The sequence below is a fragment of the Bradyrhizobium sp. ISRA464 genome (assembly GCF_029910095.1).
Lineage (GTDB): Bacteria > Pseudomonadota > Alphaproteobacteria > Rhizobiales > Xanthobacteraceae > Bradyrhizobium.
On record NZ_CP094526.1, the window covers coordinates 8253375 to 8277767 of the forward strand.

General features: G+C 66.4%; 19 protein-coding genes and 1 riboswitch. Of the genes, 10 read left to right on the plus strand and 9 right to left on the minus strand.

Going from position 1 to position 24393, the window contains the following annotated elements:
* Window positions 1-4: 4 nt before the first annotated feature.
* The 3 genes from MTX19_RS38305 to MTX19_RS38315 all read right to left on the minus strand — a co-directional run bounded on the left by MTX19_RS38305 (window position 5) and on the right by MTX19_RS38315 (window position 2834).
* Window positions 5-796 (minus strand): ABC transporter substrate-binding protein, encoded by a 792-nt coding sequence (locus tag MTX19_RS38305; protein ID WP_348638256.1) that lies wholly within the window; start codon window positions 794-796, stop codon window positions 5-7.
* A gap of 224 nt (window positions 797-1020) precedes the next feature.
* Entirely contained in the window at window positions 1021-1794 is a 774-nt protein-coding gene (locus MTX19_RS38310) for an ABC transporter ATP-binding protein (RefSeq protein ID WP_280981785.1), read from the minus strand.
* Window positions 1791-2834: an iron ABC transporter permease gene (locus MTX19_RS38315; protein ID WP_280981786.1), complete on the minus strand. Its 1044-nt coding sequence runs from the start codon at window positions 2832-2834 to the stop codon at window positions 1791-1793. Before MTX19_RS38315 ends, MTX19_RS38310 begins: the two co-directional genes overlap by 4 nt.
* A gap of 112 nt (window positions 2835-2946) precedes the next feature.
* A riboswitch (cobalamin riboswitch) is annotated at window positions 2947-3139 on the plus strand.
* A gap of 28 nt (window positions 3140-3167) precedes the next feature.
* On the opposite strand from MTX19_RS38315, the gene MTX19_RS38320 reads away from it, so the two are divergent.
* Entirely contained in the window at window positions 3168-3323 is a 156-nt protein-coding gene (locus MTX19_RS38320; protein WP_280981787.1) for a hypothetical protein, read from the plus strand.
* A 110-nt stretch (window positions 3324-3433) separates the two neighbouring features.
* Window positions 3434-3595 carry a hypothetical protein gene (locus MTX19_RS38325; protein WP_280981788.1) on the plus strand — a complete coding sequence of 54 codons (162 nt, stop codon included), beginning with the start codon at window positions 3434-3436 and terminating at the stop codon, window positions 3593-3595.
* A 111-nt stretch (window positions 3596-3706) separates the two neighbouring features.
* Here MTX19_RS38325 and MTX19_RS38330 read toward each other — a convergent pair whose 3' ends face one another.
* Window positions 3707-4996, minus strand: a complete 1290-nt coding sequence (locus MTX19_RS38330) for a hypothetical protein (RefSeq protein WP_280981789.1) — start codon at window positions 4994-4996, stop codon at window positions 3707-3709.
* Window positions 4997-5167: 171 nt separating this feature from the next.
* Between MTX19_RS38330 and MTX19_RS38335 the strand changes: the two genes are divergently transcribed.
* Window positions 5168-6406: an MFS transporter gene (locus MTX19_RS38335; protein ID WP_280981790.1), complete on the plus strand. Its 1239-nt coding sequence runs from the start codon at window positions 5168-5170 to the stop codon at window positions 6404-6406.
* A 62-nt stretch (window positions 6407-6468) separates the two neighbouring features.
* Here the strand turns inward: MTX19_RS38335 and MTX19_RS38340 are convergent, their stop codons facing one another.
* On the minus strand, window positions 6469-6921 hold the full coding sequence (locus MTX19_RS38340) for a MarR family transcriptional regulator (RefSeq protein ID WP_280981791.1): 453 nt from the start codon (window positions 6919-6921) through the stop codon (window positions 6469-6471).
* Window positions 6922-7002: 81 nt separating this feature from the next.
* On the opposite strand from MTX19_RS38340, the gene MTX19_RS38345 reads away from it, so the two are divergent.
* Both MTX19_RS38345 and MTX19_RS38350 read left to right on the plus strand, forming a co-directional pair.
* On the plus strand, window positions 7003-8787 hold the full coding sequence (locus MTX19_RS38345; RefSeq protein WP_280981792.1) for a chloride channel protein: 1785 nt from the start codon (window positions 7003-7005) through the stop codon (window positions 8785-8787).
* Between the two features lie 191 nt (window positions 8788-8978).
* On the plus strand, window positions 8979-10697 hold the full coding sequence (locus MTX19_RS38350; RefSeq protein WP_280981793.1) for an amidohydrolase family protein: 1719 nt from the start codon (window positions 8979-8981) through the stop codon (window positions 10695-10697).
* A 219-nt stretch (window positions 10698-10916) separates the two neighbouring features.
* Here the strand turns inward: MTX19_RS38350 and MTX19_RS38355 are convergent, their stop codons facing one another.
* Window positions 10917-12221 carry an MFS transporter gene (locus tag MTX19_RS38355; protein WP_280981794.1) on the minus strand — a complete coding sequence of 435 codons (1305 nt, stop codon included), beginning with the start codon at window positions 12219-12221 and terminating at the stop codon, window positions 10917-10919.
* 246 nt (window positions 12222-12467) lie between these two features.
* On the opposite strand from MTX19_RS38355, the gene MTX19_RS38360 reads away from it, so the two are divergent.
* The 5 genes from MTX19_RS38360 (at window position 12468) to MTX19_RS38380 (ending at window position 18302) form a co-directional block, all read left to right on the plus strand.
* Window positions 12468-13232, plus strand: coding sequence for a class I SAM-dependent methyltransferase (locus tag MTX19_RS38360; RefSeq protein WP_280981795.1), 765 nt, complete (start codon window positions 12468-12470; stop codon window positions 13230-13232).
* Between the two features lie 36 nt (window positions 13233-13268).
* Entirely contained in the window at window positions 13269-13922 is a 654-nt protein-coding gene (locus MTX19_RS38365; protein ID WP_280984634.1) for an ABC transporter ATP-binding protein, read from the plus strand.
* Window positions 13919-16378 carry an ABC transporter permease gene (locus MTX19_RS38370; protein WP_280985758.1) on the plus strand — a complete coding sequence of 820 codons (2460 nt, stop codon included), beginning with the start codon at window positions 13919-13921 and terminating at the stop codon, window positions 16376-16378. The genes MTX19_RS38365 and MTX19_RS38370 overlap by 4 nt, the downstream gene beginning before the upstream one ends.
* A gap of 178 nt (window positions 16379-16556) precedes the next feature.
* Window positions 16557-17666: a lipocalin-like domain-containing protein gene (locus MTX19_RS38375; protein ID WP_280981796.1), complete on the plus strand. Its 1110-nt coding sequence runs from the start codon at window positions 16557-16559 to the stop codon at window positions 17664-17666.
* Between the two features lie 243 nt (window positions 17667-17909).
* On the plus strand, window positions 17910-18302 hold the full coding sequence (locus MTX19_RS38380; protein ID WP_280981797.1) for an MAPEG family protein: 393 nt from the start codon (window positions 17910-17912) through the stop codon (window positions 18300-18302).
* 70 nt (window positions 18303-18372) lie between these two features.
* Here MTX19_RS38380 and MTX19_RS38385 read toward each other — a convergent pair whose 3' ends face one another.
* From MTX19_RS38385 to MTX19_RS38395, 3 genes are all read right to left on the minus strand, one after another.
* Complete coding sequence (locus MTX19_RS38385) at window positions 18373-19563, minus strand: ABC transporter substrate-binding protein (protein WP_280981798.1); 1191 nt, start codon at window positions 19561-19563, stop codon at window positions 18373-18375.
* Between the two features lie 289 nt (window positions 19564-19852).
* Entirely contained in the window at window positions 19853-23026 is a 3174-nt protein-coding gene (locus MTX19_RS38390; protein WP_280981799.1) for a multidrug efflux RND transporter permease subunit, read from the minus strand.
* Window positions 23023-24207, minus strand: coding sequence for an efflux RND transporter periplasmic adaptor subunit (locus tag MTX19_RS38395; RefSeq protein WP_280985759.1), 1185 nt, complete (start codon window positions 24205-24207; stop codon window positions 23023-23025). The genes MTX19_RS38390 and MTX19_RS38395 overlap by 4 nt, the downstream gene beginning before the upstream one ends.
* Window positions 24208-24393: the final 186 nt, after the last annotated feature.

A 24393-nucleotide genomic window follows, 5' to 3' on the forward strand; every position in this document is an offset into this window, starting at 1 on the left:
AGGGTCAACGCGTCACCCGCTTCAATTCCGCCGTCAGGCGATCCAGCGCGTCGGCGAGCATCACGCCGCCGCACACGGTGAGCCGCCCGGGCAGCACGATGCGCTTGTCCGGCGGATAGAAGCGCTCCAGCGCGGGATGCAGCAGGAAGGCGCGGCCCTCGTCCTCGGCGCGATCGCCGGCTTCCGACACCAGAATGAAATCCGGCCGCAGCTTCACGATCGCCTCCAGCGAGGCAAATCCGCCGGCCTCGAGGCCGAGTTCGCCGGCGGCATTGACCAGGCCGACTTCAGTCAACAATGAGCTGACCAGGCTGTTCTTGCCGGATACCCAGCCGCGCCGCTCCAGCGGCAGCACGCGATAATGATGAGCGGTGACCGCGGCCCGCGCACGGGCGATTGCAGCATCGAGGCGTGCGATCTCGGCGCTGGAGCGATCCGCATGTTGCACGACATCGCCCATCTCGCGGATTTGTGCCTTCACCTCGTCGAGCGTGCGCGGCACGGAGAATTCGACAAGATGAAGCCCATTGGCCTTCAGCAGGTCGCGCGTCTCGCGCTTGTCGAACCGGCTGACCACCACAACATCCGGCTTCAGCACCAGCACGTCCTCGGCTCCGCCGGACAGAACAGGATAGCGCCGCGCCGCGTCGGCCGCCCAGGATTGCCAGGCATCGCGTGCGAACGGGCTGAGCCCGAGGATCTGATCCGGATCAGCCAGCGACAGCACGAGCTGGTCGGTGCAGACATTCATCGAGGCGATGCGTGGTCCGGCGGCGAGCGAGGCGCTGGCTGACATCATCCAAGCCAGAGCGGCAAACGTCAGCGCGCAAAGGAATGAGCAAAGCTGTCGGCCACGACGGGGCTGCGCCCCCTCTCCCGCTTGCGGGGGAGGGCTGGGGTGGGGGTCTTGCCGCGAATCGTATTGTGGGGAGAGCCCCCTCCCGCTGCGCTCGTTGAGCGCAGCGACTTCCCCCGGAAGCGGGAGAGGTGCAGCGAACTCGCCGTGATACCGCGCGCACATCACACGTCCGCCCAGGGCACGATCACCGCCTCGCGCTGATACTCGGCGCGATAGGCGCTGATCCGGAACACTTCGGCCATCACCGCTTCCGACAGCGCCTCAGCAGGCGCGCCCTGCGATGCCAATCGTCCCTCCGACAGCACCAGCACATGATCCGCAAAGCGCGCGGCGAGGCCGAGATCGTGGGTTACGACGATCACGAGTACGCCCGTGTCGGCGACGCTACGCAGCCTCTGCATCACGTCGATCTGATGGCGGGGATCGAGCGAGGCCGTCGGTTCGTCGGCGAGGATGACAGGCGCCTCCACCGCGAGCACGCGGGCCAGCGCGACGCGGCTGCGCTCGCCGCCGGAGAGTTCGGTGACGCGGCGGTCGCTGAACGCGGTGACATCGACCGCCTGCATCGCCCGCAGCACCGCCTCCATGTCGTCAGGCGACAGCCGGGCCGGATCGGTCGCGCCGTGCGGATAGCGGCCGAGCGCGACGATGTCGCGCGCCGGCAGCGGCCAGTGCACCATGTGCCCCTGCGGCAGATAGGCAAAGCGCCTGGCGCGCTCGCGCAAGGACAGCGACGACAGCGCATCGCCGCCGATCCTGATGTCGCCGCTGGAGGGGATCAGCCCGGCCAGCGCGCGGAGCAGCGTGGTCTTGCCCGCGCCGTTCGGACCAACCAGCGCCACCAGATGCCCCGACGACAGCGACAGCGAGATGTCGTGCAGCACGTCCCGGCGGCCGAGCGAGGCGTTGAGATTGGTTGCGGACAGCAGCGTCATGCCACGCCTCCGCCGAGCGCGCGGCGTTCGCGCATGATCAGATAGAGGAAGAACGGCACGCCGATGATCGAGGTCAGCACGCCGACCTTGATGTCGGAGGTCGAGGGGATGATGCGCACCGCGATATCGGCCGCCAGCAGCAGCGCCGCGCCCGCGAGCGCGCTCGGCACCAGGAGCCGCGCCGGATCGTGGCCGATCAGGGGCCGCATCAGATGCGGCGCGACCAGTCCGATGAAACCGATCGTCCCTGTCACGGCGACCGCACCGCCGACCCCGAGCGCGACACCCGAGATGACGAACAGCCGCAAGCGCCCGACATCGACGCCAAGGCTCTGCGCCGCCTCCTCGCCGAGCGTCAGCGCGCGGAAACTGCTTGCCTGGCTGAGCAGGACGACCGCGCCGGCCAGGATGAAGGGCAGCGCAATCGCGACATGCTGGAAGCTGCGGTCCTCCAGCGAGCCGAGCAGCCAGAACGCGATCTCCAGCGCCACGAACGGATTGCTCGAGAGGTTCATCACCAGCGCCGTCGCGGCGCCCGCGAAGCTGGAGATCGCGAGACCCGAGAGGATCAGGATCAACAGTCCGGCGTTGCGTCCCGCGATCGCAAGCAGGGCGAACACCGAGCCGAACGCCGCGATGATCGCTGCGACCGGCAGCGCGTAGGACCGCACGTCGGCGAGCCCCAGCGCGATCACCAGCACCGCGCCGAACGCCGCGGCCTGCGGCGCGCCGAACAGCGACGGCGAGGCCAGCGGGTTGCGCAGCAGCCCCTGCAGCGCGGCGCCCGACAATCCCAGAATGCCGCCGATCGCAAACGCCAGGATGGTCCGCGGCAGCCGGATCTCGCACACGATCACCTGCGCCACGTCGCTGCCGCCGCCGAATAGCGCCTCGATCACCTTGAGCGGCGAAAGCCGCACCGGCCCGATGCCGAGCGAGATCAGCACGAGCAACACCACGAGCGCCGTGAGCGCCACGGTCGCGCCCAAGCGGCGCCGCGCCGCGACCCCGGCCACCAGGGCAAAATCCTGCACGTTCATCGGATCAAAGCTCTTACAGCGAACGCCGTGGCAGGCAAGCGACACTCGGTGAAAACCGTGCCCGTCCGGCCGCAGCCGCACTTCCGCCGGGATTGACTTTGGTCGCCGGCCGAACCCTAGTGACCATGACGGTTCTTTCATGAGATGAAAAGGGAATGCGGTACGGCCCCCCAAGGCCGCGGCTGCCCCCGCAACTGTATGCGGTGAATCCTTCGTCACAGGCCACTGGGAATCTCGGTCCTGGGAAGGCGACGAAGGGTAACGACCCGCGAGTCAGGAGACCTGCCGTCAGCCGTGGTCACACGCGACGATGCCGGTCGGGGAGTACAGGCATTGGCTTCACCTGAGGTCGGTCAGCGTGAACAACCTGTTCAACGCGCTCTACTCTACTACGACTACGCCATCGCCAGCTCGTTCACCGCGGGCCGCTTCTCCGCCTATCCGCTGCCGGGCCGGACCTACATGGTGCGAGCGGGCGCGACGTTCTGACTTGTTGCGGCGCGGCGGAAGGCGATCCCGCCGCGCCGTCTGCTCGCATTTCAAGCGCTTGCAAACTGGGGTAGACTTTCCGGCAACCATCGACCGCGCAGGGGAAATGCATGGGCAAGGCCGGAAAGAAGAGCAAGGGCCGCAGCAAGGCCAGCGAGCCGCCGAAAAAGCCTCCGCCGTCCCCATCGGCGCAGGACGACGAGTATTACGAGGACGGCGACATCGCCACGCCGAAGCTCGACCGCCACGGCAATGACGACGAGCCGTTGTAGGCCCATACCTATCCACGCCGTCGTCCTGGCGGAAAGCCAGGACCCATTACCACTGAAGCGAGTTGGCGCGGGAGCTACGGCCCCAGCCTGCTACCAAACTTTCAGTGGTGGTTATGGGTCCCGGCTTTCGCCAGGACGACGTGTTGAAGCATCGTCCAAGAACCCCTCACTCTCGATCATTCGGATGCTCGCGGCATCGAGCAGATGCGCGCCAAAGCCGCCGCGCGATAGCGACGATGCGAGCTGCGGCGATGCCAGCAGGAGTGCAGCCGTCATCGCCAGCGGCAGCGCGCTTGGCCAATCGAGCCGCACGGGCGTCAGTTCCTCGGTGCTGCCCCGATAGGGACCGCTGCCCGCGGCGATGCGGCCGCATTCCCCGATGATGTCGCGCCGCGTGCCGTCGCGTGATGCGCTGCCGAGCAGCGCCAGCATCGCAAGATGCGTCCGCACGCCGGCGCGGCTCTCGGCAAGCGGCTCCGGCGTCTCGCCGCGCGAGACGCGCAGCAGCAGATCGACGAGATCGGTGCCGGCGCGGTGCGCGTTCATCGGCTCGACCAGCCGCGGATTGCAGTCGATCAGCAGCGGAGTTGCGCTGTCGAGCGGCATGATGACATCGACCGAGAGCGCGCCGTGCCAATTGAGGTGCGCGCCGATCGCCTCGAGATAGCCGCGGATCGCCGGCCGGCTGACGCTCTCCTTGATCGCCTCGCCGCCGCCGACTCCGGCGGCGACCTGCCGATAGGCATGGAAGCCAAGCAATTTGCCGTGGCAAAACACCGACTGCCCCTTCTCGGTGGTGCCGGTGACGAGGTCCTGCACCAATAGCTTGCCGCCAGGGTCGCCACTCCTTTCGAGATCGTAGAGCGCGAGATTGAGATCGCCTGCGTCGCGCACGATCCACACCCCGCGGCTGGCGGTGCCGATCGACGTCTTGATCACCGACGGAAACCGCGTCGCTTCGCGCAGTTCGTCGAGCGAAGTCACGATCCGGGTCGGCGGCTGCGGCAGGCCGAGCTGATCGAGCAGGCGGCTGAAACCTGCCTTGCTGTGCACCCTGCGGTAGCTGGCGAAATCCGGCAGTGCGAGCCCAGCGCGCGGCTTCAGCCGCGCCTCGGCCCGGGCGAACAGGAAACCCTGCTCATGGGTCGGCAACAGCACGTCGAAATGTTGCGATGCCAACAAACGCTCGACGAAGCGCAGGAAGCCGCCCGGATCGCTGCGCAGGCCGGGACAATGGTGGAATTTGCGGACAAGGCGCGAATAGCGCGCCAGGCACCAGCGCGAGGGGTCGCAGACCTCGATGTGATGGCCGGCCGCACCCAGAATCGTGATCGCCTCGCGGCCAGAGGTGCTGGATCCCTCTGACACGAGCACCCGGAGCGGCTTTTTGGCGTCGATCATGGCCGATCATCGCCGCACCGCCGCGCTTTGTCGCCGCCTTTAATGCCGCACGTGTCGATCCGGCACCCACCCCGGGGGCAGCCATGCAGCTGCGTTCATGGACAATTATTGGCCAATGTCTATTTTTCATGGCGCCCTGCCGGGCAGTGACGACATGGGGTTCTCTTTGAGATGGTCGACGTTCTGGCCGCACCGCAACAAGCGAAGGCCGACAGCGCGCTCCGCACGCTGACGGGGATTTCCGTCGCGCATTGGGTCAGCCATTTCCATATCTTCGTGCTGCCGATGCTGTTCCCGTTCCTGAAGCAGCAGCTCGGTGTCGGTTATGTGGAGCTCGGATTCGCGCTGACGGTGTTCGCGGTGGTCTCTGGCCTGACCCAGGCGCCGATCGGCTACCTCGCCGACCATATCGGGGCGCGCAGGATCCTGCTGATTGGGCTGGCCGTCGGCGGCTGTGCGTTGATCGGGCTCGGCCTGCACCTGAGCTATTCTTCGCTGATCGTCTGCGCCGTGCTGCTAGGGCTCGCCAACAGCGTCTACCATCCGGCCGACTACGCCATCCTCTCGGCGCATATGGACGCGGCGCGGATGGGCCGCGCCTTCTCGATCCATACCTTCGCCGGCTTCCTCGGCGGCGCGGTGGCGCCGGCGATCATCGCGGCGCTGGTCGCTTCAATCGGCGGGCTCGGCGCCCTGATCGTGGCCGGCGCAGTCGGCCCGCTGGTGGCGCTGTTTCTGATCGTGCTCGGCATCCCCGATGCGGGCGCGAACAGGACCAAGGCCAAGGACGACACCGCGCCGAAGGCCAGCGTGATCACGCCGGCGCTCATCGTGCTCACGGCCTTCTTCACGCTGCTCAGCCTGTCGACATCAGGCATCAACAATTTCGGCGTGGTCGCGCTGATGGGCGGTTATGGCGCATCGTTCTCGACCGCCAACATCGCGCTGACCGCATTCCTCGGCGCCAGCGCCGTGGGCGTGCTCGCCGGCGGCTATCTCGCCGACTGGACTCACCGCCACAGCCAGGTCGCGGCGGCCTGCTTCGCCGTCAATGCCGCGCTCGTGCTGCTTATCGCGCTGGTCAATCTGCCGTCGGCGGTGCTGACGCTGGCGATGGGCCTTGCCGGATTCCTCGGCGGCGTGATCGCGCCGTCTCGCGACATGATGGTGCGCAACGCCGCACCGCCCGGCGCCGCAGGCCGTGCCTTCGGCATCGTCTCCACCGGCTTCAACTTCGGCGGCATCGTGAGCCCGCTGCTGTTCGGCTGGATCATGGACCAGCACATGCCGCATTGGGTGTTCGGCGCCTCCGTGGTGTTCATGGTGCTGACGGTGCTGCTGGCGCTGGTCACCGAGCGCAAGCCGCAAACCTCGGAATATCCCGCCGAGGCGACGAGCCGACGCGCCTGACGCGGAAGCCCCTGGCGCGGCGTGATTGCGCCGCGTCGGATAGGTCGCGAGCGAAGGCGCATTCATTCCGATCGTCGCGACAGCACCTGCTTCAGCAGCGGCTCGATCCGCGACAGCTCATCCAGGTGAGCCGCGGACAGCTTGGCGAGATGATCGGCCGCGAGGCCGGTCAGCTTCAACAGCACCCGCCGCTGGTCGGAGGGATCGAGGACGCGCTCGACCAGCCCTGCCTCGGAGAGCCGGTCGACGAGCTCGACCGTGGTGTGGTGACGAAGCCGCAGCCGTTCGGCCAGATCGCCGATCGCGACCGGTCCGCCGCCCGGATAGCCCCGGATCGCCAGCAATGCCTGATGCTGCCGCGGCGTCAGGCCCTCGGCTTTCGCGGCCTCCTGGCTGAACTCCAGAAAACACCTGATCAGGTAGCGAAATTGCGACAGCGCCTCGTAATCGGCCTGGCTCGGAACCCGCTTTCGGGCCCGGCCAGGCGATTTCAGAGGATTTTTCGACGCTGCCATTCCATATCTCCGGCTTGTAATTATATCGCAATGCGATATGAGGCCGCCCATTGTCAACCTGATCCGGGCCTTCCGCCGTCCATGAGCGTCCTTTCCGCCAAATCGAACCTCCCCGCCAAGACCACTCACCGTCTCGGTGACTTCACGACCGACCCGCGCGTCGTGGTGATCTCGGCCATCGCCGTCGTTGTTGCCAGCGCCGGCGTGATCGCCGGCGTCGTGCTGCTGCAACTGATCAGGCTTGCCACCAACATCGCCTATTTTGGCCAGTTCAGCTTCGCCGACCTGAAGCTGCAGGACTCGCCACTCGGCCTTTGGGCCGTGCTGGTGCCGGTCGCAGGCGCGTTCATCATCGGCCTGATGGCGCGTTTCGGCAGCGAGAAGATCCGCGGACACGGCATTCCGGAGGCGATCGAGGCCATTCTGCTCGGCCGTTCCCGGCTCGACGCCAAGGTCGCGGTTCTGAAGCCGCTCTCATCGGCGGTCGCGATCGGCACTGGCGGCCCGTTCGGCGCCGAGGGCCCGATCATCATGACGGGCGGCGCGATCGGCTCGCTGATCGCGCAGATGCTTCCGGTGAGCGACAACGAGCGCAAGACCCTGCTGGTGGCGGGCGCCGCCGCCGGCATGACCACCGTGTTCGGAACGCCGATCGCCGCGATCATGCTCGCGGTCGAGCTGCTGCTGTTCGAATGGACGCCGCGCAGCTTCATTCCCGTCACGGTCGCGGCCGTGGTGGCGGCGGTCGAGCGCACCTTCCTTCACATGCCCACCCCGCTGTTCCCGTTCACCGGCAGCGTCGACATCTCGGTGATCCAGCTCGGCGCCTGGGTGCTGATCGGAATTCTCTCCGGGCTGCTGTCGGGCGTGCTCACCCAGCTCGTCTATGGTTGCGAGGATTTCTTCCTGAAGCTCCCGATCCACTGGATGTGGTGGCCGCTGATCGGTGGCCTGGTGGTCGGCCTCGGCGGCCTGATCGAGCCGCAGGCGCTCGGCGTGGGCTATGACAACCTTGCCGCGATGCTGCGCGGCGACGTGGTGCTGAAGGCCGCGTTGCTGCTGCTCGTGGTGAAGGCCATTATCTGGTCGGTCGCGCTCGGCTCGGGCACGTCGGGCGGCGTGCTGGCGCCGCTGCTGATCATGGGCGGCGCGATGGGGACGGCGCTGAGCGGCTATCTGCCGTCCGCGAGCCCCGGCTTCTGGGCGCTGCTGGCGATGGCGGCGACGATGGGCGGCACGATGCGCTCGCCGCTGACCGCAACCTTCTTCGCCGTCGAGCTCACCGGCAACACCCACGTGCTGCTGCCGCTGATCGCGGCCTGCGGCACCGCCCATGGCGTCACGGTGCTTTTGATGCGGCGGTCGATCCTCACCGAGAAGGTCGCCCGACGCGGCCATCATTTGGTGCGCGAGTACCGCGTCGATCCGTTCGCGTTGACGCGTGTGCGCGACGTGATGACCAAGGCGGTCGAGACGGTCCCCGATACCATGACGCTGCACGGCGCCGCCGCCTTCCTGACCAATCCGAAGACCGGGCACCCCAGCTTTCCCGTTGTCGATGCCAACCATCACGTGCTCGGGGTCATCGATCCGCCGGCCGTGCTGCGCTGGCGTCGCGCCGGCAAGCATCGCACCGCGATGCTCAACCAGCTGTTGACGGGAAGCAAGATCACCGTCGCCTATCCCGATGAATATCTTGATAGGCTCGCCGACCGCCTGATGCAGGTCAACGTCTCGCACCTGCCGGTGATTTCGCGCGAGGATCAGCGCCTCGTCGGCTATATCGGCTGGAAGGACCTGATGCGGGTGCGCGCCAAGCTTCAGGCCGAAGAGACCCAGAAGACATCCTTCTTCGGCGCACGATAGATCTACACCAGCCTCCGCGGCGGAGGGGCATCCGCTCCCCGCCGCGGAACAAATTTCCACCAGGCGGTCGCGCGATCTTGGCTGGTAAAACGCCGCCAACGCATCCCAGAGCTTCATCGGCAGCGGTTGACAGCATCATGGGCTCTCCCATGATGCCGGCTAACCAAGAACAGCCAACGGGATGAAATGCCATGACCTCGACCCCTGACCTCGTGATCCGCGGCGGGACCATTGCCGACGGCAAGGGCGGTGAACTCTTTGAGGCGGACGTCGCCATCGCCGGCGGCCGCATCGCCGAGGTCGGCAAGGTGCAGGCCAAGGGCAAGGAAGAGATCGACGCCAAGGGCAGACTGGTGACGCCCGGCTTCGTCGACGTCCACACCCATTACGACGGTCAGGTGACCTGGAGCCAGGACATCACGCCGTCGTCGCAGAACGGCGTCACCACCGCGATCATGGGCAATTGCGGCGTCGGCTTCGCGCCATGCCGGCCGAGCGACCACACCAGGCTGATCCAGCTGATGGAAGGCGTCGAGGACATCCCGGAGCCGGTGCTCAGCGCCGGCATTCCCTGGGAGTGGGAGAGCTTCCCCGACTACATGGACTGGCTGTCGAAGCGCAATTTCGACATGGACATCGGCGCGCAACTGCCGCATGCGGCGCTGCGCGTCTACGTGATGGGCGAGCGCGGCGCGCGCCGTGATCCCGCAACGCCTGAAGACAACAAGGCGATGGCGGCGCTCGCCGGAGACGCGGTGCGTGCCGGCGCACTGGGTTTCTCGACCTCGCGCACGCTCAACCACCGCACCTCGACCGGCGACTACACGCCGACGCTGAAAGCGGGCGAAGACGAATTGACCGCAATCGCCGGCGCAATGCACGGCGTCGGCCGCAGCGTGCTGCAATTCGTGCTCGACCAGAGCACCGTCCACGAAGATCTGCCGATGATGCTGCGGGTCGCTGACAATACCAAATGCCCGATCTCGTTTTCCGTAGCCCAGGCCGACAAGGCGCCGCGGCGCTGGCGGCAGACGATGGACACCATCAATGAAGCCGCCGCCCGCGGCCTGTCGATCACAACCCAGATCGCCGCGCGACCCGTTGGGCTGCTGCTTGGGCTGGAATTGTCGCGCAACCCGTTCCAGACCCATCCAAGCTACCGCGCGATCGCCAAGCTGCCGCTGGCCGAGCGGCTCGCGCATTTGCGCCGGCCTGAGGTGCGCGCGGCCATCCTGAGCGAAACGGCGACGGCGACCGACGATCCGCTGTTCTTCCGGCCGAACTACGACAAGATCTATCTGCTGGGTAATCCCCCGGACTATGAGCAGCCGCCGGAGAACGCGCTCGGCCCGCAGGCGCGCCGCCAGGGCCGGCAGCCGGAAGAACTCGCCTACGACGCGATGCTGACGGACGAGGGCCGCGGCATGCTCTATGTGCCGTTCCTGAATTATGCCGACGGCAATCTCGATGCCGTGCATGAGATGCTTCGCGAACCCAGCGCCGTGCCGGGATTGAGTGACGGCGGCGCGCATTGCGGCATCATCTGCGATGCCAGCTTCCCGACCTATCTCTTGACGCACTGGACGAGAGACCGCAGCCGCGGCGAAAAGCTCTCGATCCCGTTCGTGGTCGCGGCGCAGTCGCGCAAGACCGCACTGTCGGTCGGGCTCCACGACCGCGGCGTGATCGCGCCGGGCTTCAAGGCCGACGTCAACGTGATCGACTACGACCGGCTGCATCTGCATCCGCCGAAGGTGCACTACGACCTGCCGGTCGGCGGCCGCCGCCTGATGCAGCAGGTCGACGGCTACGACGCCACCATCGTCTCGGGCATCGTCACGCGACGCGACGGCAAGGCCACCGGCGCACGCCCCGGCAAGCTCGTGCGCGGCGCGCAGGGATTGAATTGATCGCGTAGCGACGTAGCCCGGATTCCGCGTCGTCATGGCCGGGCTTGTCCCGGCCATCCGCGTCTTCCTTCACGTGGAAAACCAAAGACGTGGATGCCCGGGACAAGCCCGGGCATGACGAGTTTGTGGGTAGACCTATTAAATCACCGGCATCGAACGCGCAGCACAACCGGCATATGCGATTGCCCTCCCCTTTCCGGGGAGGGTGAACCCATAGTCTCACGTCGGCGACACCGCGCCCTTGATCGCACCGGCCTGCTGCGGCGTGCCGGTCAGCCGGGCGCGTTCAGTGTTCGGCCACAACAGCAGCAGCCCGAGCAGGCCGGAGCCGGCCATGATCGCGGCATTGATGGTGAAGCCAGTCATGTAGCCCTGCAGCGCCGCGCCGGAATGCTGGATCACGTTGCCCATCACCATCGGCGCCAGGATGCCCGAGATCGTGTACAGCGCGCCGTAGATCGCGATGATCGCGCCGCGCTGCGATACCGGAGTGAACTCGCCGAGCATCGGCGGGCAGACCACATAGATCGACCCGCACAGGCCGGAGCCGATCACGAGAAGCGCGATCATCAGCGCGCCTGGCGTGACATGAGGTAGCAAGGCGAGGATGCAGCCGCCGACGATCAGCGGCACCGAGCCGAGCACGCCGCGCGCGCCACGGGTGGTGAAGCCGCGCGCCAGCATCAGCTGCGAGATCCACCCAGTGAGGATCACGATCGTCGCGCCAAAGATCCAGGGCAGGATCGAGATGAAGCCGGCTTGCTGCTGCGAGAAGCCGAGCCCTTCGATGATGAAGGACGTAAACCAGGTGAGCCCGAGCGACAGCGCCCAATAGGCGCCGAAGGTGGCGATGACGCAGCCGACGAAGGTGCGTGACGTCAGCAGTTTCGAGTAGGGAATCCGCGGCTCGTTGGCGGCGACCGCCGCGGTCGGCACCAGCGGCCCTTCCTTGCCGAGCGCGAACCAGGCAACGGCCCACAGCAGGCCGACGATGCCAAGCGCGCCGAAGGCGTGATGCCAGCTGTGATGGACGATGATCCAGTTCAGCGCAGGCACGGCGAGGATCACGCCGAACGCCGAGCCCTGCGACAGGATCGCGGTCGGCAGCGTGCGCTTCTCATCCGGAAACCATTTGTAGATGGCGTGGGCTGCGACCGAGAAGGCCGGCCCCTCGCCGGCACCGAGAATGATGCGACAGATCACCAGCGTCGTGAAGCTGACGGTCCCGATCATCGGAAACTGTGCCAAGGCCCAGACAACCGCCAGGATCAGCAGCACCCACCGCGTCGAAGCACGGTTGACGATAAAGCCGACCACGATCGCCGAGATCGAGAACAGCAGAAAGAAAGATGAGCCGAGGGTGCCGAACTGCTCCTGGGTGAGGCCCATGTCAGTCTTGATCGGCACGCCGGCAAGCCCGACCACGATCTTGTCCGCAAAGTTCACCACCATGAACAGGAACAACAGGAAGGTGATCTTCCAGGCGCCCTTGGGCGTATCCATGGGCGTCGGTTGCGTCGTCATGTCTGGCTCCCCGTCGTTTCGTTTGTCGGCTTCGTGAGATCGGCCCCTGCCGGAGATGCTAGCCACGCCTCGCCGGACAACGCAACACCGCATTTCCTCGGGATCCGTGGCCTCCGCGACACGACGGTCAATGGCTGCGCATCGCGCGTCCCGACATCGATCACGATCGCGTCGCCGCCTGATTGCACCGGTGATCTGTCATGGGACGGCTGCTATGCTCGCCACAACCAACCCCGAGGTCATGCCATGAACAGATCGATCCTTCGCCGCACCGCCGTCAGCACCGCGCTTGCGGCCATCGCGCTGCTCATCGCGCCAAATGCCCGCGCAGAGGACGCCGCGAGCCCGGACTATGCCACGATCGTCGCCGCGCCCGATCGCACGGATTCGGACCGCCTGGCCGACCAGCGCCGGCAGCCCGCCAAGATGCTCGCCTTCGCGGGGGTCAAGCCCGGCATGACGATCCTCGACATGGAAGCGAACGCGGGCTACAGCACCGAATTGCTGGCGCGCACCGTCGGCCCGACCGGCAAGATCTACGCACAGGACTCGGCCGACGTGATCGCGCAGCATGTGAAGGACAAGTTTGACACCCGCGCCCAGAAGCCGGCCATGAAGAACGTCGTTCATGTCGTACGCGACTACGACGACCCGATCCCGCCCGAGGTCTCGAACCTCGACATGATCACCTTCTTCTTCGCCTATCACGACATGACTTACATGCCGGTCGATCGCGCCGTCATGAACAAGAAGATGTTCGCCGCGCTCAAGCCCGGCGGCTTCCTCGTGATCGCGGACCATTCGGCCAAGCCCGGCGACGGCGCGAGCGTCGGCAAGACGCTGCACCGGATCGAAGAGGGCACGCTGAAGCAGGAGATCGAAGCCGCCGGCTTCAAGCTGGTCGCCGAGGGCGATTTCCTGCATCATCCTGAAGACCCCAGGAACATGCCCGTCTTCAAGGCGTCGGTGCCGATCGACGAGTTCGTCCTGAAGTATCAGAAGCCGCAATGAGGCACGGCCATCGCTCCGCCTGAGAAGACCACAGAGCTGCTCCGCGTCACCGGATTGACCAAGAGCTATCGTACGACGAGCGAGAATGTCGCCGTGCTGCGCGGCGTCGATCTGGCCGTTGCGACCGGCGAGAGCGTCGCGCTAACCGGCGAATCCGGCAGCGGCAAGAGCACGCTGCTGCATCTGATCGCGGGGCTGGACGCCGCGGATGGCGGCGAGATCAGGCTTGCCGACACGCTGGTCTCCGGGCTCGACGATGCCGGCCGCGCCGAGCTGCGCCGCGACCGGCTCGGCCTCGTGTTCCAGCAATTCAACCTGATCCCGAGCCTGACAGTTGCGGACAATCTCACCTTCCAGTCGCGCATCGCCGGGCGGCACGATGCAGCATGGCACGATGAGCTGGTCGAGCGCCTCGGCCTGAAGTCCCTGCTCAAGCGCTATCCGGAACAATTGTCGGGCGGCCAGCAGCAGCGCGTCGCGATCGGCCGCGCGCTGGCGCCGAAGCCGCTGTTGCTGCTCGCGGACGAGCCGACCGGCAATCTCGACGAGGACACTGCCGACGAGGTGCTCGCGCTGGCGCGCGATCTCGTGGCGCGCACCGGCTGCGGCTTCCTGATGGTCACCCACAGCGTGCGGCTCGCCGCGACGCTGGACCGCCAGGTCACCCTGCACGCCGGGGTGATCGCATGAGGCGCGCGCTCTGGATCCTCGCCGTGCTGCTCAGCCACTGGCGCCGGCATCCGATGCAGCTCGCGACCCTGCTGATCGGGCTGATCTCGGCGACCGCGCTGTGGAGCGGCGTGCAGGCGCTGAACCAGCAGGCGCGCAACGCCTATGACCGCGCCGCCGCCACCTTCGGCGGTTCGCGCACCGCCGTCCTGGTCGGCAAGGACAGCGCGACATTCCCGCAAAAGCTGTTCGTTGACCTGCGCCGCGCCGGCTGGCCGGTGTCGCCGATGCTGGAGGGCCGCGTCCAGATCGACGGGCGCAGCTATCGCCTGCTCGGCGTCGAGCCGGTCACCTTGCCGTCCGAGGTCGGCAACGCGCCCGCGATCGGCAAGGCCAGCCTGCAATCCTTCGTCACCCCGCCCGGCGAGATGCTGGTGGCGCCGGAGACGTTGCGCGACCTCGGCCTCACCGAGGGCGCGCGGCCGCAGGCGAACGGCATGGCCTTGCCTCCCTTACGCGTGCAGCCGGAGCTCGCGCCCGGCGTGCTGGTCGTCGATATCGGAATCGCGCAAGAGATCCTGAAGATGCCGAACCGGCTGTCGCGGCTGCTGATCAGCAAGTCCAAGACGCCGCACGCGGCGTTGGAGAGCGTGGCCGGCGACAAGCTCCGGCTGGTCGAGCCGAGCGCGGAGACCGATCTTGAACGGCTGACCGATAGCTTTCACCTCAACCTCACCGCCTTTGGCCTGCTGTCGTTCTTCGTCGGCCTGTTCATCGTCAACTCCGCGATCGGGCTCGCCTTCGAGCAGCGGCTGCCGATGCTGCGCACGCTGCGCGCTTGCGGCGTGTCGGCACGGATGCTCAACACCGTGCTGGTCGTCGAGCTGGTGTCGCTGGCGCTGATCGCCGGCCTGATCGGCCTGGTCTGCGGCTATTTCATCGCGGCGGCGCTGTTGCCCGACGTCGCCGCCTCCTTGCGCGGGCTCTATGGCGCGCAGATCCCGGGCCAGCTTTCGCTCAAACCCGTTTGGTGGTTCGCCGGCATCGCCATCAGCATTCTGGGCGCGTTGGCCGCGGCGGCCGCGAGCCTGACCAAAGCAATCCGGATGCCGGTGTTGACGTCGGCGCAGCCGCAGGCGTGGCGGCAGGCGCAGCGGCGCTGGCTCATGATCCAGAGCGCGGCGGCGATCGCGGTGTTCGCGGTGGCCGGCGTCCTGATCTGGTTCGGCGATTCCCTGCTCGCGGGCTTTGCGGTGCTCGCCGCGCTGATGCTCGGCGCGGCTCTGATCCTGCCGATGATCCTGGAGATCGCGCTCTCGCTTGGCGAGCGCAGCGCGCGGCGCCCGGTCGGCATCTGGTTCTGGGCCGACAGCCGCCAGCAATTGTCGGGCCTGTCGCTGGCATTGATGGCGCTGCTGCTCGCGCTCGCCGTCAATGTCGGCGTCGGCACCATGGTGAAGAGTTTCAGCCGCACTTTCCTGGTCTGGCTCGACGGCCGGCTCGCGGCCGACGTCTACATCAATGCCGCGAGCGACGCGCAGGCGACCAAGATCAAGGCGTGGCTGCGCGAACGCCCGGAGGTGAAGGCGATCCTGCCCGGCGGCCGCGCTGACACCAAGTTCGGCGGCGCGCCGATCGAGGTGCTCGGCCTGCCCGACCAAGCGACCTATCGCGACAACTGGCCGCTGCTCGAGAGCACGGCGAATGCGTGGATCCGCTTACGTCCCGGCGACGCCTGCTTCGTCAGCGAACAGCTGTCGCGGCGGATGAAGCTTGCGATCGGCGACCGGATCTCCGTGCCCACCCCCGGTGGCGACTGGCCGCTCGAGATCGTCGGCATCTATGCCGACTACGGCAATCCCAAGGGCCAGATCGCGGTCAACTTCGCCGCGCTGACGCGGCACTTCCCGCAGATACCGATGACCCGCATCGGCCTGCGCGTCGCGCCGGGCAAGATCGCGCCGCTGATCGCAGCGCTGCAGCAAACATTCGGGCTCGACGACCGCAATGTCGCCGACCAGGCGACGATGAAGGCGGAATCGAAACGGATCTTCAACCGCACCTTCTCGGTGACCGCGGCACTCAACGCCTTCACGCTCGGGGTTGCCGGCGTGGCGCTGTTGACCAGCCTGCTCACGCTCGCCAATTCGCGGCTGCCGCAGCTCGCCCCGCTGTGGGCGATCGGCCTGACGCGGCGGCGACTCGCCGCGCTCGAGCTGTTGAAGACCATGGCGGTCGCGCTGATCACCGCGCTGTTCGCGCTGCCGCTCGGGCTATTGGTTGCCTGGTGCCTGCTTGCGATCGTCAACGTGAAGGCGTTCGGCTGGCGGCTGCCGTTCCACGTGTTCCCGCTGCAGCTCATCGAGCTGCTCGCGGTGGCGCTGGTCGCAGCGCTCTGTGCGGCGGCGCTCCCCGTGGCTAGACTGGCACGCATGGAGCCGGCGAGCCTGATCAGGATCTTCGTCAATGAGCGCTGAGATCGGATGAGAGCAGGTTGCGGCCGCGAGGAGGTTATGTTCCCTCTCCCGCTTGCGGGGGAGGGTCAGGGTGCGGGTCTCACCACGAGTGATATTGTGGAGAGAGCCCCCACCCGTATCGCATCTACGATGCGATACGGCCTCCCCCGCAAGCGGGAGAGGCGAAGCGAGGTTGCGGATGCCCCGATTCATTCGACATAGAGTCGTCGCTAACCGCGCCATCACACGCCGCGCCTTTGCCGGCGGCGCGCTGGCGCTCGGCCTTGGCGGCAAGAGCTTCGCGCAGGGCTTTGCCGGCCTTGGCGAGAGTGCCGATGGATTTGCCGCGGTCACGCCGGGCAAGCAGTTCACGTTCCCCGCCGATCACGGACCGCATCCGGAGTTCCGGATCGAGTGGTGGTATGTGACCGCGAACCTGTCGGATACGAGCGGCGCGGCCTATGGCGTGCAGTGGACCTTGTTTCGCCAGGCCATGAAGCCGGGCGGACCGATCGAGGGCTGGGCCAATCAGCAGGTCTGGATGGGCCACGCGGCGGTGACCAGCGCGGCGACGCATCGCTTCGGTGAGAGCTTTGCGCGCGGCGGCGTCGGCCAGGCCAATGTCGAGGCGACGCCGTTTCAGGCCTGGATCGACGCCTGGGAGATGCGCGGGCTCGACGGCTTCGACGCGCAAACCATAGCACCGATCGAGGTGAAGGCCGCGGCCACCGATTTCAGCTACGCGCTGCGGCTGCAGGCCGACCGGCCGCTGGTGCTGCAAGGCGACCACGGCTACAGCCGAAAATCGGACCGCGGCCAGGCCTCCTACTATTACAGCCAGCCGTTCTTCACCGCGTCCGGCACCATCACCATCGACGGCAAGCGGATCGACGTCACCGGGCAGGCCTGGATGGACCGCGAATGGAGCAGCCAGCCATTGGCCTCCGACCAGACCGGCTGGGACTGGTTCTCGCTGCATCTGCCCGGCAACGAGAAGCTGATGCTGTACCGGCTGCGGCAGAAGGACGGCCGCGAAAACCTGCTCGGCAACTGGATCACATCCGACAGCCGCTCCGCGGAGATCGCTGCCGCCGGCAACAGCATCACACCGACCGCCACGACCGAGATCGACGACCGCAAACTGCCGACGTCATGGCGGGTCACGCTTCCCGCGCGCGGCCTCACCATCGAAACCACGCCGCTCAATCCGAGGAGCTGGATGGGAACCAGCTTTCCCTATTGGGAAGGTCCGATCCGCTTTGCAGGCAGCCACGCCGGGCTAGGCTATCTTGAGATGACCGGCTACTAGAGCATGATCCGGAGAAGTGTGAAGCGGTTTTCCGAAAAGATCATGCGCAAACAAGGAGCCAAAGCGCGATGACGATTCGATCCAATCTCGTCGCGCTTTAGGACACCGCCGGGAGAACGGTGCAGCGGTTCCGAAAAAACTATGCTCTCGCGACGGCGAAGCAAAAAATCGCGCCGCCTGTCACACCGGCCGCTGCTGCCCCGTTATGCTATGGGGCCAACGGAATGAGAGGAAATGCCCGACATGTACCACTACACAGCCATCGTCACCTGCCTTGCCGTCGCGCTCCACTTCTTCTTCGCGACACAGGTCGCGCGGGCCCGCATCCGCTACGACGTCAAGCTGCCGGCGATCACAGGCAACCCGGATTTCGAGCGCATTTACCGCATCCAGATGAACACGCTGGAATGGATGCCGATCTTCCTGCCGTCGCTGTGGCTGTTTGCGATCTATGTGGGCGACGTCGCCGCCGCTGCCATCGGCGCGATCTGGATCGTCGGCCGCATCGTTTACTTCATCGGCTATCGCGAGGCGGTGGCCAGCCGCACCCCCGGATTCGCCATCCAGGCGTTTGCAGCGATCATTCTATGGATCGGCGCGCTCGGCGGTGCGGTGTGGCGGCTCGCGCACGGATGATGCCACAACACTCCGCCGTCGTCCCGGCGAACGCCCGGGACGACGGTCGTGTTGGTTCACGCGCTACGCGTCACTTCGTCAGCGGACAGCCGCTGTCCTTGGCCGTGAAGAAGGCCTGGTCCCCGGGCACCACAGCGAGCTGCTTGTAGTAGTCCCACGGCTTCTTCGATTCCGAGGGCTTCTTGACCTCGAACAGATACATGTCGTGGACCATGCGGCCGTTCGCCAGCACCTTGCCCTGGGCGAAGGCGTCGTCGACCGGCAACTCCTTCAGCTTCTTGGCAACGGCGTCGGAATCCTTGGTGCCGGCGGCCTTCACCGCCTTCAGGTAGCTCAGCGTCGCCGAATAGGTGCCGGCATGGATCATGCTCGGCATCCGCCCGGTGCGCTTGAAGAAGCGTTCCGAGAAGGCGCGGCTCTTGTCGTCATGATCCCAGTAGAAGCCCTCGGTCAGCACCAGGCCCTGTGCGGCGTCGAGCCCAAGACCATGCACCTCGGCAAGCGTCATCAGCAGGCCGGCGAGCTTCTGGCCCTGCTTGACGATGCCGAACTCGGCCGCCTGCTTGATCGAGTTGGTGGTGTCCTGGCCCGCATTGGCGAGGCCGACGATCTTCGCCTTCGAGCTCTGCGCCTGCAGCAGGAAGGAGGAGAAGTCCGACGAATTCAAGGGGACGCGAACCGAACCGAGCACCTTGCCGCCGGCGGCGGTGACGATCTCACTGGTGTCCTTCTCCAGCGCGTAACCGAACGCATAGTCGGCGGTGAGAAAGAACCAGGTGTCGCCGCCAGCCTTCACCAGCGCGCCGCCGGTGCCGACCGCGAGCGCGTGGGTGTCGAACGCCCAGTGGAAGCCGTAGGGCGTGCAGGCGCTGCCGGTGATGGCTGACGTCGCAGCGCCGACCACGATGTCGATCTTCTTCTTTTCCTTCGACAGCTCCTGGACCGCGAGCGCAACCGACGACGTCGTCAGCTCGGTGATCATGTCGACGCCGTCGGCATCATACCAGCGGCGCGCGATCGAGGTGGCGAGATCGGGCTTGTTCTGGTGATCGGCGGTGACCAGCTCGATCTTCTGACCGAGCACCTCGCCGCCGAAATCCTCGATCGCCATCTTCGCGGCTTCGACCGAATACTTGCCGCCATAGTCGGCGTAGACGCCGGACTGATCGTTCAAGACGCCGATCTTCACGCCTTGCGCAAACGCCGGCGCCGCCAGCATCAGACTGCATGCCGCGACGGCGGCCAGAAATCCCGATTTCATTTTTATGGTCTCCCCACAGTTTCTATCAGGAAAAAACGGCGCAACCTTATTTTATAACCTTGCGGCTGCCCATCTCTTTCGGTTCAGCCAATAGTTCAACGCTCGCACGGCCTCAGCCCCCGTCGTCCTGAGGTGCGAGCCCTGCGGCGCACTTGCGCCGCTGGGTGAGCCTCGAAGGGCGAACGGCCTCTGACCGGGCCGCGCACCCTTCGAGACGCGCGTCCCGCACTCCTCAGGGTGACGGAGATGCTATGGCGTCTTCATCATCGTGCACCCGCGTCACGGCGCATCAACCCGCCGCGGATGCCGTGGTTGCCGCCGGCTTCCCTTCTTTCTTCCCTTCCGCGAGGTTGCGCACGACCATGTAGAAGATCGGGGTGAAGATCAGGCCGAACAGCGTGACGCCGAGCATGCCGAAGAACACGGCGACACCGACCGCCTGGCGCATCTCCGATCCCGAGCCCGTCGATACCACCAGCGGCAGCACGCCGAGGATGAAGGCGAACGACGTCATCAGGATCGGCCGCAGACGCAGGCGACACGCCTCGATCACCGCCTCCAGCCGCGGCCGGCCCTCGAGCTCGATGTCACGGGCGAACTCGACGATCAGGATCGCGTTCTTAGCGGCCAACCCTACCAGCACCACGAAGCCGATCTGGGTCAGGATGTTGACGTCCTGGCCCATGATGCGCACGCCGATCGTGGCCGCGAACAGACACATCGGCACGATCAGGATCACCGCAAAGGGCAGCGTCCAACTGCCATATTGCGCGGCCAGCACGAGATAGACGAACAGCACGCAGATCGGGAACACGTAGAGCCCGGCGCTGGCGCCGTTGACCTGCTGGTAGGACAGGTCGGTCCACTCATAGGCGAAGCCCGACGGCAGCGTCTCGGCCGCGAGCTTCTTCATGATGTCGATCGCAGTCGCCGAGCTGGTGCCGGGCAGGGTGTCGCCCTGCAGTTCGGAGGAAGGATAGAGATTGTAGCGCGCGACACGGTCGGGGCCGGAGATGTCCTTGAAGTTCACGACGCTGCCAAGCATCACCATGTCGCCATTGGCATTGCGGGTGCGCAACCTTGCGAGGTCGGTGGTCTCCTTGCGGAACGGCAGGTCGGCCTGCGCGGTGACGTGATAGGTGCGCCCGAACAGGTTGAAGTCATTGACATAGGTCGAGCCGAAATAGGTCTCGATCGTGTCGGTGACGTTGGCGATGGGAACGCCGAGCTTCTGCGCCTTGACGCGGTCGATATCGACGAACACCTGCGGCGTGTTGGCGGTGAAGGGCGAGAACACCGATGTCAGCCCTGGCGCCTTGCGTGCTGCGGCGACGAGTTCATCGGTGGCCGAGGCGAGCAGTTGCGCTCCCCTGCCCTGACGGTCCTGGATGCGCATCGTGAAGCCGCCGCCGGTGCCGATGCCGGGCACCGTGGGCGGCGGGATCACGATGATGAAGGCACCCTGGATCGATGCAAGGCGCTTGCGCAGCTCGTTGGTGATCTTGGTCGCGGTCTCTCCCTTCCTGGCCCGCTCCTCCGGTTCGTCGAACACCGGGAACAGCGCCGCGGCGTTGCTCGCCTGGGTTCGCGTTGCGCCGGAGAAGCCGGCGAAGGACGGCACGCGGACGACGCCGGGCACCTCGAGCGCAATCCGCTCGATCTCGCGCACGATCTCCGTGGTGCGCTGGAGCGACGCCGCGCCGGGCAACTGCACCGACACGATCACATAGCCACGGTCCTGCGCCGGGATGAAGCCCTGCGGCGTGGTGGCGAGCAGCCATCCGGCGCTGCCGATCAGCGCCACATAGACCAGCAGCATCACCACCGAGTGCCGGATCACGAAGGCGGCGGCCGCTGCATAGCCATGCGACAGCCGGTCGAACACACGGTTGAACAGGCCGGTGAAGGTCGACCAGCCGCGTGCGATCACGTTCCAGCGCGCCGCCGGCCGCTTCTCCTCATGCGGAACCAGGATCTGGGAGGCGAGCGCCGGCGACAGCGTCAGCGAGCAGAAGCAGGAGATCGCGGTCGCGACCGCGATGGTGACGGCGAATTGCTGGAAGAACTGTCCGGAGATGCCGCCGAGAAAGGCGGTCGGCACGAACACCGCGCACAGCACGAGCGCGATCGAGACCAGCGCGCCGCCGACCTCCTCCATCGTCTTGAGCGCCGCATCGCGCCGGCTCCCGCCGTGCCCGAGATGCCGCTCGACATTCTCGACCACCACGATCGCGTCGTCGACCACGATGCCGACCGCGAGCACGAGGCCGAACAGCGTCAGATTGTTGATGCCGAAGCCAAGCGCGGCCATCGCCGCGAAGGTGCCGACCAGCGACACCGGGATCGCGATGATTGGGATGATCGAGGGCCGCCAGCCCTGCAGGAACACCAGCACCACGACGACCACGAGGATCATCGCCTCATAGATGGTCTTGATCAGTTCGTGGACCGACTGGGCGATGAACTCGGTCGGGTTGTAGCCGATGTTGTAGTCGAGACCCTTGGGGAAGCTCGTCTTGAGCTGCGCCATGGTGTCGTAGATGTGCTTGGCGGTCGCAAGCGCATTGGAGCCCGGCCGCTGCGTCACCAGCAGCGCCACCGCGGATTTCTTCAGGAGGAAGCTGTTGGTGGTGTAGGCCAGCGCACCGAGCTCGACGCGGGCAACGTCGCGCAGCCGGACGGTGCGGCCGTCATTGCCCGCCTTGACCACGATGTCCTCGAACTGGGAGATGTCCTTGAGGCGGCCGGTGAAGGCGAGGTTGGGCGAAAAGGCGCGGTCCGCGATCGGCGGCTCCGCGATCTGGCCGCCGGCGATCTGCAGGTTCTGGGCCCGGACCGCCGCGATGACGTCGCTCGAGGTCATGCCGAGATTGGCGATCTTGTCGGGATCCAGCCACAGCCGCATCGAGTAGTCGCGGGCGCCGAACATCTGGATGTCGCCGACGCCGTCGAGCCGCAACAGCTGGTCGCGCACCTGCAACAGCGCATAGTTCGAGATGTAGAGCTGGTCGAACGTGTCGTCCGGCGACAGCATGAACACGACGAGCAGGATGTCGGGTGAGTTCTTGCGGGTGACGACGCCGTTGCGCTGCACTTCCTCGGGCAGGCGCGGTTGCGCGATCGCGACGCGGTTCTGCACCAGCACCTGGGCCTTGTCGAGATCGGTGCCGAGCTTGAAGGTAACGGTGATGGTGAGCTGGCCGTTCGAGGTCGCCTGGCTGTACATGTACAGCATGTCCTCGACGCCGTTGATCTCCTGCTCGATCGGCGCCGCGACGGTGTCGGATACGGTCTGCGCCGAGGCGCCCGGATATTGCGTGGTGACCGTGACGGTCGGCGGCACCACCTGCGGATATTCCGAGACCGGCAGCGTGGTATAGGCGATCGCGCCCACGATCAGGAGCACGATCGACAGCACCATCGCGAGGATGGGCTGGTTGATGGAAAGCCTGCCGAGATTCATGGCTTGGCACCTGCCGGGGGGTTGGCACCATCAGTCGCTTTTGCGGCTTGCGGGGTCACCTTGGCGCCGACGCGGGCGCGCTGGATGCCGTCGACGATGACGCGATCTTCCGCCTTGAGGCCTTCGCGGATCACCCGCAGGCCGTCATCGAGCGGCCCAAGCACGACCGGCCTTGCCTCCACCGTGTTGTCGTCCTTGACCACGAACACGATCTTGCGCGACTGGTCGGTCACGATCGCAGCATCCGGAATCAGCAGCGCCTCATAGGGCGACGAACCGATGATCCGGACGCGGCCGAACTGCCCGGGCAGGATCGAGAGATCCTTGTTCGGGATGATGGCGCGGCTGCGCAGCGTCGCGGTCGAGACGTCGAGGCGATTGTCGAGGAAGTCCATCTTGCCTTCGTGCGAGGGCTTGGTCTCGCCGGTCAGCGCCACCTGCACCGGGTTCGGCGTGTCGCGCGAGCTCGGCCGCTTGCCTTCGAACCAGAGCTTGCTGTTGCGCTGATAGGTCGCCTCGTCGACGTCGAAATAGATGTAGATCGGATCGAGCGACACGATCGAGGTGAGCAGCGTCGCGCCGCCCTCGCTGCCCTGCACGAGGTTGCCGGGTGTCACGAGGTGGCGGCCGACGCGGCCGGTGATCGGCGCCAGCACGTGGGTGAATTCGACGTTGAGCTGCGCGGCTTTCAGCGCGCCCTCGGCCTGCGTCTCGGCCGCGTGAGCCGCCTGCAAGGCTTGACGGCGCTGGTCGACGACCTGTTCGGAAACCGCATTGGTCTGGACCAGATTCAGCCCACGGTCGAGTTCGCGCTTGGCAAGCTCCGCCTTGGCGCGCGCATCCGCAAGCTGTCCCTCTGCCTGCAGCGCGACCGCTTCGAACGGACGCGGGTCGATGGTGTAGAGCAGATCGCCGGCATGGACGATCGCGCCGTCCTTGAACTCGACGCTGTTGACGAAGCCGCCGACGCGGGCGCGGACCTGAACCTCCTCGATCGCCTCGAAGCGACCGGTGAACTCGTCCCAGTCGGTGACCGTGCGCTTGACCGGCTGCGCGACCGTCACAGGCGGCGGCGGAGGCGCCGCCGCCTGCGATTGCGCCTTGTCATCGCAGCCGCCGAGCGTCAGCGCGAACAGCAAGCCGATCGGCGCAAGGCCGCGCCATGCGGTACGGTGAATCAAACGGCGCTCACGGCCGGTCGCCGGAGCTGGACGCCCCGCTCTGTCAGTCGCACTCAATTCCGTCTCCCCAAGGACTCGAACGTCGCAAATGAAATTGCTGTGATTCGACGAAAGTGGATTGCCGCTACGTCGCCGCGGCGGACGCCTCAGATGTGACTGCTCGCCAGTCTGTTCAAGACGGCGTCC